The organism is Herbaspirillum sp. GW103, assembly GCF_000261365.1.
GTDB lineage: Bacteria > Pseudomonadota > Gammaproteobacteria > Burkholderiales > Burkholderiaceae_D > Herbaspirillum.
In genome coordinates this window covers 881,414-896,613 of the sequence record NZ_AJVC01000004.1, presented here as the reverse complement: position 1 = coordinate 896,613, position 15,200 = coordinate 881,414, and the positions used below count along the sequence as shown (strand labels likewise).

Annotated in this window: 14 protein-coding genes; 12 read left to right on the top strand and 2 right to left on the bottom strand. The window is 63.3% G+C overall.

Annotation, left to right across the window (positions count from 1 at the left end):
• Window positions 1-157: 157 nt before the first annotated feature.
• Window positions 158-1,612 (bottom strand): aldehyde dehydrogenase, encoded by a 1,455-nt coding sequence (locus tag GWL_RS16125; protein ID WP_034351269.1) that lies wholly within the window; start codon window positions 1,610-1,612, stop codon window positions 158-160.
• A 535-nt stretch (window positions 1,613-2,147) separates the two neighbouring features.
• Here GWL_RS16125 and GWL_RS16115 point away from each other — a divergent pair.
• On the top strand, window positions 2,148-3,125 hold the full coding sequence (locus GWL_RS16115) for a helix-turn-helix domain-containing protein (protein ID WP_008332102.1): 978 nt from the start codon (window positions 2,148-2,150) through the stop codon (window positions 3,123-3,125).
• 196 nt (window positions 3,126-3,321) lie between these two features.
• Here the strand turns inward: GWL_RS16115 and GWL_RS16110 are convergent, their stop codons facing one another.
• Window positions 3,322-4,056: an IclR family transcriptional regulator gene (locus GWL_RS16110; protein ID WP_008332100.1), complete on the bottom strand. Its 735-nt coding sequence runs from the start codon at window positions 4,054-4,056 to the stop codon at window positions 3,322-3,324.
• A 31-nt stretch (window positions 4,057-4,087) separates the two neighbouring features.
• On the opposite strand from GWL_RS16110, the gene GWL_RS23445 reads away from it, so the two are divergent.
• From GWL_RS23445 to GWL_RS16055, 11 genes are all read left to right on the top strand, one after another.
• Complete coding sequence (locus tag GWL_RS23445) at window positions 4,088-4,378, top strand: hypothetical protein (RefSeq protein WP_157174260.1); 291 nt, start codon at window positions 4,088-4,090, stop codon at window positions 4,376-4,378.
• Window positions 4,375-5,931 (top strand): acetolactate synthase large subunit, encoded by a 1,557-nt coding sequence (locus GWL_RS16100; protein ID WP_008332099.1) that lies wholly within the window; start codon window positions 4,375-4,377, stop codon window positions 5,929-5,931. The genes GWL_RS23445 and GWL_RS16100 overlap by 4 nt, the downstream gene beginning before the upstream one ends.
• A 53-nt stretch (window positions 5,932-5,984) precedes the next feature.
• Window positions 5,985-6,779: an SDR family NAD(P)-dependent oxidoreductase gene (locus tag GWL_RS16095; protein ID WP_008332098.1), complete on the top strand. Its 795-nt coding sequence runs from the start codon at window positions 5,985-5,987 to the stop codon at window positions 6,777-6,779.
• A 32-nt stretch (window positions 6,780-6,811) separates the two neighbouring features.
• Window positions 6,812-7,849 (top strand): glycosyl hydrolase, encoded by a 1,038-nt coding sequence (locus tag GWL_RS16090; RefSeq protein WP_008332097.1) that lies wholly within the window; start codon window positions 6,812-6,814, stop codon window positions 7,847-7,849.
• A 15-nt stretch (window positions 7,850-7,864) separates the two neighbouring features.
• Window positions 7,865-8,368, top strand: a complete 504-nt coding sequence (locus GWL_RS16085; protein WP_008332096.1) for a VOC family protein — start codon at window positions 7,865-7,867, stop codon at window positions 8,366-8,368.
• Between the two features lie 67 nt (window positions 8,369-8,435).
• A complete protein-coding gene (locus GWL_RS16080) occupies window positions 8,436-9,038 on the top strand; it encodes an amino acid synthesis family protein (RefSeq protein WP_008332095.1) in 603 nt (200 codons plus the stop codon).
• A gap of 32 nt (window positions 9,039-9,070) precedes the next feature.
• A complete protein-coding gene (locus GWL_RS16075; protein WP_008332094.1) occupies window positions 9,071-9,940 on the top strand; it encodes an alpha/beta fold hydrolase in 870 nt (289 codons plus the stop codon).
• Complete coding sequence (locus tag GWL_RS16070; protein ID WP_008332092.1) at window positions 9,937-10,260, top strand: NIPSNAP family protein; 324 nt, start codon at window positions 9,937-9,939, stop codon at window positions 10,258-10,260. Before GWL_RS16075 ends, GWL_RS16070 begins: the two co-directional genes overlap by 4 nt.
• Window positions 10,257-11,867 carry a bifunctional 3-(3-hydroxy-phenyl)propionate/3-hydroxycinnamic acid hydroxylase gene (locus GWL_RS16065; protein ID WP_008332091.1) on the top strand — a complete coding sequence of 537 codons (1,611 nt, stop codon included), beginning with the start codon at window positions 10,257-10,259 and terminating at the stop codon, window positions 11,865-11,867. Before GWL_RS16070 ends, GWL_RS16065 begins: the two co-directional genes overlap by 4 nt.
• 73 nt (window positions 11,868-11,940) lie before the next feature.
• The gene (locus GWL_RS16060) at window positions 11,941-13,383 is read left to right on the top strand and encodes an NAD-dependent succinate-semialdehyde dehydrogenase (protein WP_008332090.1); all 1,443 of its coding nucleotides are present in this window, start codon (window positions 11,941-11,943) and stop codon (window positions 13,381-13,383) included.
• A 27-nt stretch (window positions 13,384-13,410) separates the two neighbouring features.
• On the top strand, window positions 13,411-15,018 hold the full coding sequence (locus GWL_RS16055) for a methyl-accepting chemotaxis protein (protein ID WP_008332089.1): 1,608 nt from the start codon (window positions 13,411-13,413) through the stop codon (window positions 15,016-15,018).
• Window positions 15,019-15,200: the final 182 nt, after the last annotated feature.

Here is a 15,200-nt window from a genome sequence, read left to right as displayed (position 1 = left end):
GGTCCGGTTTCATTTTCGCTCGCGCTTGTCGATACGGAAAAACACGTCTCAATTTACCGTATCGCAATTCAGACGTTAATTCAGACGTAAAAAACGCGACACAGCGAGCGCTGCGCCGCGTATTTCTTCTGCGGAAAGCTGCCTTGTTGCCGCGGCCTCAGGAGGCCAGTAGCACTGTCACGGTCTTCTCTTCGGTATAGGCCAGCGCACCGGCCAGGCCGCCTTCGCGACCCATTCCGCTGTCCTTGATGCCGCCCCAGGGCAGATTCGCATCCAGCGGGCTCCAGCAGTTCACGCCGATGGCGCCGACCTTGACCCCGGCGGCGACCCGATGGGCGCGTGCCAGGTTGCCGGTCCAGACGGTTGCAGCAAGGCCATAGCGCGAATCGTTGGCCAGGGCGATGGCCTCTTCTTCGGTATCGAAGCTGATGATGGTGCCCACCGGCCCGAAGATTTCTTCGCGGGCGATGCTCATGCCGTTGTTGGCATCGGCAAAGATGGTGGGCTGCACGAACCAGCCGCGCTCAGGGCGCGAAACGCCACCGGCCAGCAGCGTGGCGCCCTCCTCCAGGCCTTGCTGGATGTAGCGGTTCACGCGTTCGAACTGCGTCTTCTTGGCCACCGGGCCCATGCGCACGCCGGGCTGGCTGGGGTCACCCACGGTGATGCCGGCGGCCGCCTCGGCCAGCGCCTTGGCAAAACGCTGCGCGAGACTGCGCTGAACCAGGATGCGCGAACCGGCTGCGCACACCTGGCCCTGGTTGACGAACAGGCCCAGGGTGCAACCGAACAGCGCATCCTCGAAGGGCGCATCGTCGAACACGATCTGCGGGCTCTTGCCGCCCAGTTCCAGTGTCACGCGCTTGAACTGTTCACCGGCGATGCGCAGGATGGCGCGGCCGGCTTCGGGGCTGCCGGTGAAGCTGATCTTGGCCACGTCGGGGTGTTCGCACAAGGCCTTGCCGACGCGATTGCCATCACCGGTCACGACGTTGACGACGCCATCCGGGAAGCCTGCTTCCTGTGCCAGGCGTGCCAGGTGCAGTGCCGATTGCGGGGTCTCCTCGGCCGGCTTGATCACCACCGTGCAGCCGGCTGCCAGCAAGGCTGCGACCTTCCAGCTGGTGATCATCAGGGGCGCATTCCACGGCAGGATGGCGCCGACCACGCCGATCGGTTCGCGCACCGTATAGGACAGCGTGGGCTTGCCCATGTAACCGGCGGTGGGGATGGTGCGACCTTCCATCTGGTTGGCCCAGCCTGCGGCGGCGCGCAGATGGCTGATGGCATTGGGCAGGTCCATCATGCGTGGTTCCATGGGCGAGCGGCCGATGGCGCGCGCATCCATGTCGGCCAGCAGATCGGTATCGCGCTCCACCAGCGCGGCCAGCTTGTGCAGCAACTGACCGCGTTGCAGGCCCGACAGCTTGCTCCAGGCGCCGCCTTCTAGCTGTGCCTTGGCTGCCGCCACGGCGCGTGCCACGTCCTCGGCAGTGCCTTGCGCGGCACTGGCATAGATTTCCTCGTTGATGGGATTGACCAGATTCATGCGCTGGCCATCGGAGGCCTCGGCGGCCTGGCCTGCAATAAAGTGCTGAAGATGGAGAGACATGCTCATTCTCGTTGTGATGGTTGTCGAGGGATACGGGATGCGGCCACTTGCACCATGCGCTGGCTGGAAGTTACGCAAACGGGCCCGCATGGAGCCAGAATGTATAGAGAGCAGGGCGCCGCAGTTAGCCCAAATGAGCAAGTCGGGACCGCTTCGGAAGGCTTTGCGCGCGGTAGGGCCAGGCGCCTTGCGCAAGGTAGCGTTGCCGCATAGGAAATTTGACTGCCCCGTTGTCGCCCGGCTTGCATTGATGTTGTGCATGAAAAACTAAAGTTGCACTATTTTGAAAAGAGCATCATCAAATCTTTGAAATTTGTAAAAGTATTTGCTAATTTCTCGCATTAAGATAAATTTGCAAAAAAAGAAGTAAATAAGCCCGATGCCGCACGGCCCCTGGACCCGCTTTCGGAGCAGTCCTCGTTACCGTTGCAGACTTTGATCAAAAAAATCAAAAAATCAAAAATGCAGGCACGTTAAATGCATGGAGACAGAGCCACGTTCGCGGGAGCAATCGCGGCTCACTTGGAGAGAGACCATGTTGCAAAGCATTCACCGTTTTCAGGATGTGCATGTGCACGCTGCCGCCATTGGCGCGTGGAAGCAGACGTATGCACAGATTTCCGCCGGCAAGCTGGAGAGCTCGCTGATGCAGTTATCGACGCGGCGCTGCCACGCTTTTCGCGAGCGCATCAACAAGCGTGTGGTTCAGCATGGCGAGGCGCCGCGGGACCAGATCTGCTTTGCCTTCCCGATTGCTGCACCGGGCGCGGCGCACGTGCAGGGGCGTGAAGCGGATGACAAGAGCATCTTGTTTTTGCAGGGCGGCGAGGAATTCATGTTCCACATGCCGATGGACACCGATCTCTTGTCGCTGACCTTTGATCGTGACCTGTTTGAGGAGCACCTGCACCAGATGCCAGATCCCGATCGCATCAGTGCCTTGCTCCGGCAGCCGGTCATCAAGGTACCTCCCAAGGGATTGCGCGCTTGCCGCGAACGGCTGCTCAACATCTTCTCGCATTCGATGCTGCAGATTGATGACGGACAATGGCAGGCCGATGCACACGCGCAGCAACGTGAGCAGGCGCTGGAGTCCTCATTGCTGGGTGAGTTGCTGGGTTTGTTGTCGGCACCGGATTGCGATCCCGTCCGCCAGATGAGTACCACTCGCAGTTACATTGTGGAGAAGCTGCATCGCCAGGCCATCGTGGATGCGGCCAATGTGCCGAGCATCTTCGAGGTGTGCCAGCGCCTGCAGGTGAGCCGCCGCACGGTGCAGAACAGTTTCCAGACGGTGGCCGAGACCACGCCCTTGAATTACCTGCGGTGCGTGCGGCTGAACGGCGTGCGGCGCGAACTTTTGTCCACCACCAACCAGGAATCCTCGATCGGCGACATCGCGTCGCGCTGGGGCTTCTTCCATCTGAGCCACTTTGCAGAGGATTACCAGGAGCTTTTTGGGGAGTTGCCGTCGCAGACGGCGCGCAGGGTGGGGCAGAAGGTGTTTCAGTAATTGATGCGGGGTTGATGGATGTGGTCCGTCAGCCCTGATTTGGCGCCTTTGCGGTGAGGGGGCTGTGGGAGATCGTCTACACTCAGGCCTTCCTGCAATATCCACGCGCGGTCTGAACTCCATTCACCTATCCATCGTTCCCAATTGTCGTAGAGCGAAATTTTTCGATTCGCAGCTCGCTTTTGGGGCAAACTGTTCAGCCCGCAATCCGCGCCGTGATCTTGCGCGCCGCATCGGTGATCAGTCCCGAGAGGAAGTCACGGTTGAAGGCATTGACCCGCTCGGTATTGCCGGCCAGCGTGATGCTGCCCAGGATGCGCTGCCTCTCGTCGAAGATGGGTGCTGCGATGCCAGTCTTGCCGGGGTCCAATTCACCTTCGCTGATGCAATAGCCGTCCTTGCGAATCTTCAGCATCACCTTCGAGAATTCCTTCCAGTTGCTCCCCACCAGCTGCAGTTCCTCGGCACTGGCTCCATCGAAATGCTTGCGCAACTGGCGCGGCAGCAGATAAGCCAGGATCACCCGCGCCGTAGCGCTATGGAACAGATCCATGGGGGTCCCGCGCCCATAGTTCAGACGCGCATCATTGTTGCCCGACTCCTGCAGGATGTTGATCACGGTCGATCCAACCAGCTCACTGATCAACAGTTCCAGCCCGGTCTGCGTCACCAGGTCACCGACGATGTCGCGGCTGGCTGAGAGCAGGGGATCGAACTGCGTCATGTGGCGATCCAGTTCGATCACCTTCGGTCCTACGGCATAACCTCGCGGCATCTTTACCAGCAGGCCGGCATGGCCCAGCTCGCGCACATACCGATAGGCGCTGGCCGGGGTATAGCCCAACTGGGCACAGATGATGTCGATGTCGATCACGGGTTGACTGGGCTTGAACAGGGTCAGGACGTCCAGCATGCGGCTCAGGCTATTCATGGTCTAGGGCAGTAAGGGCAATGGCGGCCCGGTGGCAGGCATTGTACGTCCACTCGCGCGCCGGGAACGCGCCGCGGTCATCAATTGCCGATTTGGGCTCAAATATATTGCACAAATCTCTTATATTCAAAATCAAGCAATAAATAATCGATCTGGTGAGAATAATTATGTACATATTTCGTCTATACGAGAATACACGATTTTCTTTGACTTGATTGCGATGCCGCAAACCAGCCTGCTGCCGTGGCCCGGCTGGTCTGCCCGATTCTTTAGAAGCGCCCGAGCGCGGCGCTGGCCGCTGGCGGCAAAGGAAAAGAAATGACCCGATACACTGGAGCGCAGGCCTTATGGGCCGGTCTGCTGGACCAAGGCGTGGACACCTGTTTCGCCAATCCCGGTACCACCGAACTGGACCTGGTCCGAGGACTGGAAAGTTTCCCCAAGCTGCGTTGTGTGGTAGCGCTGCAGGAAAACGTCTGCACCGGCGCCGCAGATGGCTATGGTCGCATGCTGGGTCGTCCGGCCAGCACGCTGCTGCACCTGGGACCGGGCTTTGCCAATGGCATCGCCAACCTGCACAATGCCCGCCGCGCCCGCACGCCCATTGTCAACATCATCGGTGACCACACCAGCTGGCACCTGCCTTATGACGCACCGCTGACCTCGGATATCGAATCGCTGGCACATCCGGTCTCGGGCTGGGTCCACCGCATCACCGGCACCGAGGACATCGCCCCCGCCGCCGCCGCCTCCGTACGTCAGAGCCTGGCGGCGGGCGGGCAGGGCAGCACGCTGATCTTCCCGGCGGATTTCCAGTTCGCCGCCATGGAGGCGGCCCCTCCGGCTGCTGCCACCGAAGACGACACCGGACCCGCCGATGACTACCAGCCCGCCCAGGCGCTGGCGCTTCTCCAACGTGCGCAGCGCGTGGTGTTCCTGCTGGGCGGGGGAGGTGAGGACAGCGGCCTGGGATCTCGCGCCCAGCGTGCCGTGGCGCGCATCGCGGCGCACATTGGATGCGGCGTCTACGCTGAAACCTTCCCGGCCCGCGCCGAGCGCGGCCAGGGTTTGCCCTCCTTTGATCGCTTGCCGTATTTCCCCGAACCGGCCCGCAAGATCCTCGACGAGGCAGACCTGGTAGTGCTGGTAGGCGCGCTCCCACCGATCACCTACTTTGGCTATGTCGGCCATCCCAGCGCGCTGGTGACACCGGAGCGCCTGCTGACCATCAGCCTGCCTGGCCGTCCTGCGGCTGTGCGCGTGGAGAAACTGGCCGATGCGCTCGGTGCGCCCGCCTACGTGATGCCGCAGCATGTCTTGCCGCCGCTGCCGGAGGGCGAGTTGACGCCGCAGAAGATTGCCTCCGTCCTGGCGCGCGAGCTGCCGGAGCAAGCCATTGTCTCAGTCGAGGGCGGTACCTGCGGCTATCCCTTCTATGCGGTCTCCGATGCGGCCCGTGCGCATACGGTGCTCACCAATACCGGCGGCGCCATCGGCCAGGGCCTGCCGGTGGCGCTGGGCGCGGCGGTGGCCTGCCCCGAGCGCACCGTGGTCGGCCTGCTCTCGGACGGCAGCACGCAGTACACCATCCAGACCCTGTGGTCGCTGGCCCATGAGAACGCCAGGGTGGTGGTGCTGATCGCCGCCAATCACCAGTACGCCATCCTGCGCAACGAACTGCGCCGCGATGGCGCTTCCCTGGGCGAGCGCGCCGCGCAGATGACCGCGCTGGATCACCCGCGCATCGACTGGGTCGGGTTGGCGCAGTCCTATGGCGTGCCGGCCGTACGTGCCGAAACTGCGCAGCAATTGCAGCAGCAGTTGCAGACTGCCTTCGCTGCTAATGGACCGACCCTCATCGAGATGGCGCTGTAAATCATTTTCCCTAGCGACGTAATGTCATACACGGCACTGAACAAGGAGCAAGCATGGAACTGAATCTGCAAGGCAAGGCCGCCATCGTCACCGGCGGCAGCCTGGGCATCGGACGGGCGGTAGCCGAAGCGCTGGCGCGCGAAGGGGTGCGCGTGGCCATCGTGGCGCGCAGCAAGGACAAGCTGGAAGAAGTGGCCAGCGAGCTGAGCCAGAGCACCGGCGCCGAAGTCATCGCCGTGGCCGCCGACGTGAGCAATACCGTCCAGGTGGAGGCTGCCGTGGCGCACGCTGCCCGGCACTTCGGCCGTATCGATATCCTGGTCAATGGCGCGGCCCATCCGGGTGGCCTGGTGCGTTCGGAAATCCAGCACGCCAGTGCCGAGGGACTGCTGGAAGACATCAACATCAAGGTGGTCGGCTACATGCGCTTTGCCAAAGCCGCTTGTGCACACATGCGCAGCGGTGGGTACGGTCGCATCATCAATATCGGCGGGCTTACCGGCCGTGGCAGCAAGCAGTTGTCCGGCATGCGCAACGTGGCTATCTGCCATCTGACGAAGACCCTGTCGGATCAGCTCGGACCGGACGGCATCACTGTCAACGTGATCCATCCCGGCGTGGTGGAGACCCCGCACATCCACGAGCTGTACGAGAAGGAAGCCAAGCTGCAGGGCCTGACTCCCGAGCAGGTCGAGCAGAACTATGCCAAGGCCACGCCGATCCGGCGCGTGCTGCAGGTGGAGGAGATCGCCGACGTCGTACTGTTCCTGGCTTCCCCGCGTGCGGCGGCCATCACCGGCGAATCCATTGCGGTGGATGGCGGCATCACCCGTGGCATCTACATCTGACTCGAACCCGAGAGACTGAAGAGGAACTCATCATGCAAGGAACCATCCTGGTCGGCACCGCCGGCCAAGGCATCGTGCGCAGTGTCGACAATGGTGCGACCTGGCACCGCCTGGGCCTGAAGGAAGCCATCGAATTCGACGGCGTGGTACGTAGCCTGGCTGTCGATCCGTCGGACCCCGCACGGGTACTGGCCGGTGCCGATGTCGGCATCTGCCTGAGCACCGATGGCGGTGCGCACTTCAAGCGCATTGCCTCGCCCGCCGATGATCAGACCGTCTGGTCAATCGCCTTCAGCCCCAGCAACCCCAAACTGGTCTTTGCCGGTACCGGCGCACCGTCGCGCGCTTGCATGTTCCGTTCACGCGACGGTGGCCTGTCGTGGCAACAACTGGATGTGGAGCTGCCGGAATTCTGCTCGGGCGTGCACAAGCCGCGCATCCTGACCATCTTCGTGCGCGCCGATGCACCGCAGGAAGTCTGGTTCGGTGTGGAAGAGGGCGGTGCCTGGCGCAGCAATGACGAAGGCGATAGTTGGACCCGCATCGACACACCGGGCCGTGGCATCAACAATTCCGACATCCATGCCATCACCGTGCTGCCGGCCACCGCCGATGCACCGGTCAAGCATGTGGTGGTGACCGTCAATTCGGTCTGCGAGAGCAGTGATGATGCCGCCAGCTTCACTGCCAAGGCCTCCAAGGAGCGCTTCGACGGCATGTACTACACCCGCACCATCCAGGCGCTGGATCCGCAGGGCAATCAACTGCTGCTGGCCATCGGCGATGGTACGCCCGGTACACGCACCCGCATCTATCGCTCCGAGGATCGCGGCCAGAGCTGGCAACTCAGTGTGCTGCACACCGCACCCAATTCCACGGTGTGGGCGTTCGGTGGCCATCCATCGGACCCGCAACTGCTCTTTGCCGGCACCAAGTATGGTTATCTCTTGCGCTCCACCGATGGCGGACGCAGTTGGTACAAGGAATGGCGCGACTTCAGCGAAATCACCTCGGTGGCGTGGACGCCCTTCGTGGCCCCGGTGCATGCCCATCCGCAATCGATCGACTAGACACAGGAGGGTCTCATGTCCGCAACCGCCACCACCGCCGCTGCTGCGCACACCGCTGCGGCGATCAGGCCGCGCATCCGCCGCACTCACCTGGCCCTGTTCGTCAGGGACCCGCACGCTTCGGCACCCTGGTATGAAGACGTGCTGGGCATGACGGTCACGGCCCGCGCCGAGCGCTGGGTCTTCCTGTCCTTCGGCAAGAAGCACCACGACATCGCGCTCATCCGCGTGGACGAACCCGGTCAGGCCGTACGTGGCGAGGTCAACATGCAGCACTACGGCCTGGAGGTGGAGGGCGACATGGAGGAATTCCGTCGCCTCTACGGCATGTTGCTGGCCAAGGGCATCGAGATCTTCAAGATCACCGATCACAAAGTCGGCTATGGCATCTATTTCCATGACCCCGACGGTCACCGCTTCGAATTCTTCTTCGAGACCGCGCACGATGACGAGGAAGGCAAGCGCCTGCTGGGCCAGTACAACGCCCCCAGCGACAGCTTCCATCTCGATCCGCTGTAAGGCGGCGCGAGTCTCCTTTATTTCCTTTATTCCCTTGCACCGTATTGCCTCCTTCCAAGGACGTTCCATGAAGACTCCCAATTTCGCCAACTTCCATATCCGCAAGTGGTTCCTCCAAATCGAAGACATCCTGGCCGGTGAGACCGGCCAGGAGGCCGATGGCGCACCGCTGCGCAAGATCGTCATTGCCGCCTGCCTCCACAATCCTTTCGCTGGCAAGTATGTCGAGGACCTGTCCGCTTGGATCGAACCTTCGCCGCTGCTGGGCCAGGAATTCGCGCGCCGCATCCGCGATGCGGCCCAGGGCCAGCCCATCGAGAGCTATGGCAAGGCTTGCCTGGTGGGGGTGGATGGTGAATACGAACACGGTAATGCGTTGCTGACCAACCCGGCTGCCAATCCCGTACGCGACGGTATCGGCGGTGGCAAGTCCTGGGTCCCTTCGACCGGCAAGCGCGGCGGACCCGGCACCATCATCGATATACCGCTGGCGCACAAGGATGCACTGTATGTGCGGTCCCATTACGACACCGTCAGCGCCCAGTTCAACGATGGTCCCAACCGCGATGAAGTGGTGCTGATCTGGGCCTTCGCTACGCGTGGCCGCCTCAATGCCCGCCTGGGTGGCCTCAAGGCATCCGAGGTCAAGGGGCTCGACGGCCTGGTCTGAGGTTGTGCCACGCAGAGATCACGGAGACCATCATGCAGCACAGAGACTATTGGCTGACCCTCTCGGGTTTGCAGTTCCACGTGACCGAATGGGGCGATGCACAGGATTTCCCTCTACTGCTCCTGCACGGCATCCGCGGCTATGGAGAGACATTTGCCGACCTGGTGCAGCGTCTGCCGGTCGGCTACCGCTGCATCGCATTGGACCAGCGCGGGCGCGGCCAGAGCGACTGGGACCCGGGCTGCAACTACTACACCGATGCCTACGTGGCCGATATTGAAGCGCTGGTGGCGCGGCTGGGACTGCACCGCTTCGACCTGCTCGGGCACTCCATGGGCGGCATCAATGCCATCGTCTATGCCGCGCGGCACCGGGGACGTGTACGTCGTCTCATCATCGAGGATGCCGGTCCCGGCGCCTTCGAGAGCAGCGCCGGTGCCACCCGCATCCGCCGTGAACTGGCCACCACGCCCAGCCATTTCGCCAACTGGGAGGAGGCTAGCGATTTCATGCGCGCGCTGCGTCCCAGCGTGACCGAAGAAGCGCGCCAGCAGCGCCTGGACAACATGCTCAAGCCCACAGCAGAGGGCGGCTATACGTGGCGCTACGACCATGTCGGCATCAGCGCCACGCGCCTGATGCCCGACATCGCCCGCGTGGTCGACCTGCGTCCGCACATTATGGCGCTGAGCTGCCCCACGCTGGTGGTGCGCGGCGAACGCTCGGACTACCTGTCCGCCGAGATCGCCGCCGAGATGCGCCAGCTCAATCCGCGCATCCGCACCTGCACCATTGCCGATGCCGGCCACTACATCCACGACGACCAGCCGGAAGCCTTCGCCGACGCGGTACGGCCCTTCCTGCTGGAAGAAAGAACGACCAGGGCGGAGAGGACACCATGATCCATGAACTGCGCACCTACACCATGGTGCCGGGCGGCGTGCGCGAGTACGTGCGCATCTACAACGAATGTGGCCGCGTCCATCAGGTGCGCCTCTTGGGGCATCTGGTGGCGATGATGATTCCCGAGAGCGGCGACCTCAACCAACTGGTGTACCACTGGGCCTTCGACAGCCTGGAGGAGCGCGCCCGTCGCCGCACGGCACTGTTGGCCGATCCTGCCTTTGCCGAATTCCGCAAGCAGGTGCGCGGCCTGCTGGTGCAGCAGGAGAGCCGCCTGCTCATCAGTGCGCCGGAACCGGCTGTCGGGAGTGCCGCATGAGCGCTGCGCCACAGACCCAGGTGCTCATCATCGGCGCCGGGCCGGTCGGTGTGACGCTGGCCAATCTGCTGGGCACCTATGGCATCTCCACGCTCGTCATCGAACGCAACCTTGACGTGCTCGACTATCCGCGTGCGGTGGGCATCGATGATGAAGCGCTGCGCACCTTCCAGTCCGCTGGCATGGCCGACGCCATCGTGCGCGACGTGATCCAGAACGTCCCCATGCGCATGTACACCGCCCGGCGCCGCTGCTTCGCCGAGATCCAGCCTAGTACGCGGGAATTCGGCTGGTATCGCCGCAACCTGTTCTCGCAACCACTGGGCGAGGCCACGCTGCGCCAGGGCTTGCTGCGGTTCCCGCATGTGGCGCTGCGCTCCGGGGTGGAACTGCTGGATCTGGTGCAGCACGAGCAGGGCGTGCTGGCCACTCTCCTCGATGCCCAGGGTGTGCAGAGCCAGCTGCTCGCGCAGTACGCAGTGGGTTGCGATGGCGGGCGCAGCACGGTGCGTGAAAAGATTCTCAAGCTGCCCTACGAGGGCAAGACTCATCCCGCCAAATGGGTGGTGATCGAGTGCGACAGCGATCCTCTGGATGCGCCCTATACTGCCCTGCATTGCGAGCCGCAGCGTCCCTACGTATGCCTGGCGCTGCCCTACGGCGTGCGGCGCTGGGAGTTCATGCTGTTTCCCGGCGAGGATGGCGAGCAGATGCTGGCGCCGACCAAGGTGCGCGAACTGTTGCGCGAGCACGTGGCCGATGTCGATGCGCTCAATATCATTCGCGCGCGTGTTTACACGCATAACTCGCGGGTAGCCGCTTCGCTGGTCTGCGGCCGGATCTGCCTGGCCGGTGACGCCGCCCATATCACGCCGCCCTGGATCGGGCAGGGCTTGAATGCAGGACTGCGCGACGCCTTCAACCTGGCCTGGAAACTGGCCTGGGTACTGGAGGGGCGGATGAAGCCGGAACTGCTGGCCAGCTACCACGACGAGCGCCATGCCCACGTCAAGGCCATGATCGATCTGGCCGACTTGTTCGGTGCCGTGCTGTCGCAGAAGAATCGTCTGCTAGCCTGGTGCCGTGACCGCTTCTTCCTCGCTATCAAGGATATCCCGCGCGTACGCGACTACGTGCTGCAGATGAAATTCAAGCCCATGCCCAGCTTCAGCAGTCAGGCCGTGATGCAGGGCGACGCCCGCAATCGTGAGGACCTGGTTGGACGCATGTTCCTGCAGTCGCTGGTGGAAACCGGCAGCGGCGAAGTGCTGCGTCTGGATGACATCTGCGGTAGTCGCTTCACGCTCTTGAGCTGGCGCTGCGATGTGCTGGCCGGGCCGACCTTGGATGCCGGTCTGCGTCGCCGCATGGAAGCGTTCGGCTGCAATTACCTGCAGGGCGTACGCTCGCGCAGCGGGGCACGCGGTGCACCGCCGTGCAGTTCCGGCGTGGTGATCCAGGACCATGAAAACAAACTCAACGCCTGGTTCAAGGAAAAGGGCGTGGACTGGGTCCTGCTGCGTCCCGACCGCTTCATCGCCGCTGCCGGCCGGGCCGACGATGCGCCTGCGGTGATGCGCCTTTTCCTCGATCGCGTGGCCAGCTGACGCCATTGCTTCCTGCCTGTGTATTTGCCGGTACGTCCTGTGCGTATCGGTCTTTTCCTCTTCAAGGTGATCCATGTATCCCGATCTGCAGCTCTACATCAACGGACGTTTCCATGGCCTCGACGGCCGCCGCTACCAGGAGGTGCGCGACCCTGCCACCGGCGAGGTGCTGGGGCGATTGCCCTGGGCCGAGGCAGTTGATATCGAGGACGCCATTCAAGCGGCCCACGCGGCCTTCGGCCAATGGCGCCAGGTGTCGCCGCTGGAACGTTCCGACATTTTGCGCCGCGCCGCCACGCTGGCGCGTGAACGCGCCCAGGCGATGGCACCGGCCATTACCATGGATAATGGCAAGCCCCTGGCCGACGCCGTGGCCGAGATCCTCAATGCCGCCGAACACCTGGACTGGCACGCCGAGGAAGGCCGCCGCCTGTATGGCCGCGTGGTCGGCGCACGCCATCCGGAGGTGCGGCAGATGGTGGTGCGAGAGCCGGTGGGCGTGTGTGCTGCCATCAGCCCGTGGAATTTCCCGTTCGGCCAGGCTATGAAGAAGGTGGCGGCGGCCATGGCGGCAGGTTGCACTGTGGTCCTGAAGGGACCGTCGGAGTCACCGGCGGCCATCGTACTGATGGCCCGGCTGTTCCATGATGCCGGGTTGCCGGCGGGCGTCTTCAATATCGTCTGGGGCGTGTCCTCGGAGATCTCGGAGCAGCTCATTGCCTCGCCTCTGGTGCGTACCATCTCCTTCACAGGCTCCATTCCCGTGGGCAGCCAGTTGGCCGCCCAGGCGGCACTGCATATGAAGCGCATGAGCATGGAGCTGGGCGGGCATGCGCCGGTACTGGTGTTCGACGATGCCGAGGTGGATGCGGCGGCGCGTCTGCTGGCGCGAATGAAGATTCGTAACGCCGGTCAGGTGTGCGTCTCGCCGTCGCGCTTTTTCGTTCACAAGCGCATCTACGACCGCTTCGTGGTGGCGCTGGCTGATGCCTTGCAGCAGGTCAAGGTCGGTTCCGGGCTGGAGGTCGGCGTACAAATGGGCCCGTTGATTCATGGTCGCCGCTTCGAGGCGGTGCATGACCTGATAGAGGACGCCATGGTCCGGGGCGCGCAACTTGTGACGGGCGGCGCACGCATCGGCCAGCGCGGCCATTTCTATGCCCCCACGCTGATCGCTGACGTGTCGCCGACAGCCAGGGTGATGCAGGAGGAGCCGTTTGGTCCGGTGGCAGCCGTCACACCCTTCGAGCAGACCGCGCAAGCCATTGCCATGGCCAATGCCCTGCCGCTGGGCCTGGCCTCCTATGTGTTCACGCAGTCGCTGGCCACGGCGCACGAGGTGGCCAGTGCACTGCAGGCAGGCATGGTCAACATCAACCATTCCGGCATGGCGCACCCTGAACTGCCCTTCGGTGGCGTCGGCGAAAGCGGCTTCGGCAGCGAAGGCGGCACCGAGGGTTTCGACAGCTTCCTGGTCACCAAGATGATCAGCCAGATCAGCCACGTACCCGGCTGAAGATCCACCACCAAAGGGGGAGTAACGATGAGGCAGGCGCTCGCTGGATTGAGCATCGCGGCCCGGCTGCGGCTGGCCTTCATGCTGTTGTTGCTGATGCTGGTTGGCATGGCCCTGTTTGCGTACGGTCGCATGAGTCAGATCAACCGCCAGGTCGAGCAGTTGGGCAACATCAACGTGCCGGCCATGGAATCGGTCTCGGGCATCCGCATCGGGATGGCGCAGTACCGCATGGGCGTGACACTGTCGCTGCTGGCCGATGACGGCAGCGGCGGTAAGGCGGCCGCCCGGGCACGCCGCGAAGGACTGGCCTATGCCGAGAAGTACCTGAAGATACTGGTCGATTTTTCCAGCAATGACGACGAGCGTGCTACCAGCCGCCAGCTGCTGACCAACTGGCAAGCCTATCGTGCCCTGGCCGAGAAGGCGGTGGCGCTGGCCGCCGCCGGCCAGTCAGCCGAGGCCTTGATGCTGGCCGCAGACAGTGCGGCCCCCTATGAGAAGATGGCTGGCATCCTCAAGTTCATCAGCGATTCGGTGGCGCAGGAATCGGCAGTCTCGGTCATCGATGGCCAGCATGCCTTCATCTCTGCCCGCCACGCGTTGCTGACGGTGAGCGTGGCAGCTCTGCTGGGTACCCTCCTGCTGGCACGGCTGTTGATCGGGGGCATCGCCGGACCGCTGCGGCATGCAGTAGAGGCGGCGCACCGCATTGCCGAGGGAGCGCTTGATCAGGCGATCACCGTCAGTGGCCGTGACGAGATCAGCCAGTTGCTGCTGGCGATGCAGCGTATGCAGCAGGCCCTGGTGAACATCGTGGCCGGGGTGCGGCGCGAGGCCGAGCATGTGGCCACGGCCAGCGTGCAGATCGCTGCCGGCAATGCCGATCTCTCGACTCGTACAGAGGCCCAGGCCGCGGCGCTGGAGGAGACGGCGGCCACCATGAATGAGCTCAGTGCCACGGTGCAGAAGAATGCCGAAGACGCAAGCCAGGCCAGCAGCACCGCGCAGCAGGCCAGTACGGTGGCGATGCAGGGCGGGCAGGCGGTGCGGGAGGTGGTGCAGACCATGCGTGGCATCGAGGACAGCTCGCAGCGTATTTCGGAGATCGTCGGCACGATCGACGGCATCGCCTTCCAGACCAATATTCTGGCCCTCAATGCGGCGGTGGAGGCGGCGCGCGCCGGTGAACAGGGCCGGGGCTTTGCGGTGGTGGCTACCGAGGTGCGCGCGCTGGCCCAGCGCAGTTCACTAGCCGCGCGTGAGACCAATGCCCTGATCCATGAATCGGTAGCGCGCATCCAGACCGGCGCCCGTCTGGTGGACCGCGCCGGTCAGACCATGGAAGAGATCGTGCAGGCGGTGCGCAGCGTCTCGGACATCGTGGTCCAGATCAGCCAGGCCAGCCTGGCCCAGAGTGGCGACATCGCCGAAGTCGAGGGCGCCATCCGGCAACTGGACGATGCCCTGCAACAGAATGCGGCCCTGGTCGAGCAGAGCGCCGCAGCCAGCGAGAGTCTGCGCCAGCAGGCGGGCAACCTGCTGGAGACGGTGTCGACGTTCAGGATTGCGGAGGGCGCACAGCTGCATCTGCCATCGCAATCACCTCCGTCGCTGGCCTTGCCGCTGAGGTAGCGATTTCTCTTTCTTTTTTCGGGCGTAGTCTCTGTACGTTTTCCGGTGCGCGATTCGTTACGTCTTCCTGCACATCGTTGTGTGTTCCGGTGCCTGGCAGCACCCTTGATGGCGGCTTCGGCCGCCATTTTTTTAGTCGCTCGTCAGCCTCCCGCAAGGCGGGGGTGCGTCTGTGCAAATTA

Excerpts from the sequence above, each read along its gene's own strand:
- GWL_RS16055 (WP_008332089.1), top strand. The coding sequence starts at position 13,411 with ATGAGGCAGGCGCTCGCTGGATTGAGCATCGCGGCCCGGCTGCGGCTG.
- GWL_RS16095 (WP_008332098.1), top strand. The coding sequence starts at position 5,985 with ATGGAACTGAATCTGCAAGGCAAGGCCGCCATCGTCACCGGCGGCAGC.
- GWL_RS16080 (WP_008332095.1), top strand. The coding sequence starts at position 8,436 with ATGAAGACTCCCAATTTCGCCAACTTCCATATCCGCAAGTGGTTCCTC.
- GWL_RS16100 (WP_008332099.1), top strand. The coding sequence starts at position 4,375 with ATGACCCGATACACTGGAGCGCAGGCCTTATGGGCCGGTCTGCTGGAC.
- GWL_RS16070 (WP_008332092.1), top strand. The coding sequence starts at position 9,937 with ATGATCCATGAACTGCGCACCTACACCATGGTGCCGGGCGGCGTGCGC.
- GWL_RS16090 (WP_008332097.1), top strand. The coding sequence starts at position 6,812 with ATGCAAGGAACCATCCTGGTCGGCACCGCCGGCCAAGGCATCGTGCGC.
- GWL_RS16085 (WP_008332096.1), top strand. The coding sequence starts at position 7,865 with ATGTCCGCAACCGCCACCACCGCCGCTGCTGCGCACACCGCTGCGGCG.
- GWL_RS16075 (WP_008332094.1), top strand. The coding sequence starts at position 9,071 with ATGCAGCACAGAGACTATTGGCTGACCCTCTCGGGTTTGCAGTTCCAC.
- GWL_RS16115 (WP_008332102.1), top strand. The coding sequence starts at position 2,148 with ATGTTGCAAAGCATTCACCGTTTTCAGGATGTGCATGTGCACGCTGCC.
- GWL_RS16125 (WP_034351269.1), bottom strand. The coding sequence starts at position 1,612 with ATGTCTCTCCATCTTCAGCACTTTATTGCAGGCCAGGCCGCCGAGGCC.
- GWL_RS16060 (WP_008332090.1), top strand. The coding sequence starts at position 11,941 with ATGTATCCCGATCTGCAGCTCTACATCAACGGACGTTTCCATGGCCTC.
- GWL_RS16110 (WP_008332100.1), bottom strand. The coding sequence starts at position 4,056 with ATGAATAGCCTGAGCCGCATGCTGGACGTCCTGACCCTGTTCAAGCCC.
- GWL_RS16065 (WP_008332091.1), top strand. The coding sequence starts at position 10,257 with ATGAGCGCTGCGCCACAGACCCAGGTGCTCATCATCGGCGCCGGGCCG.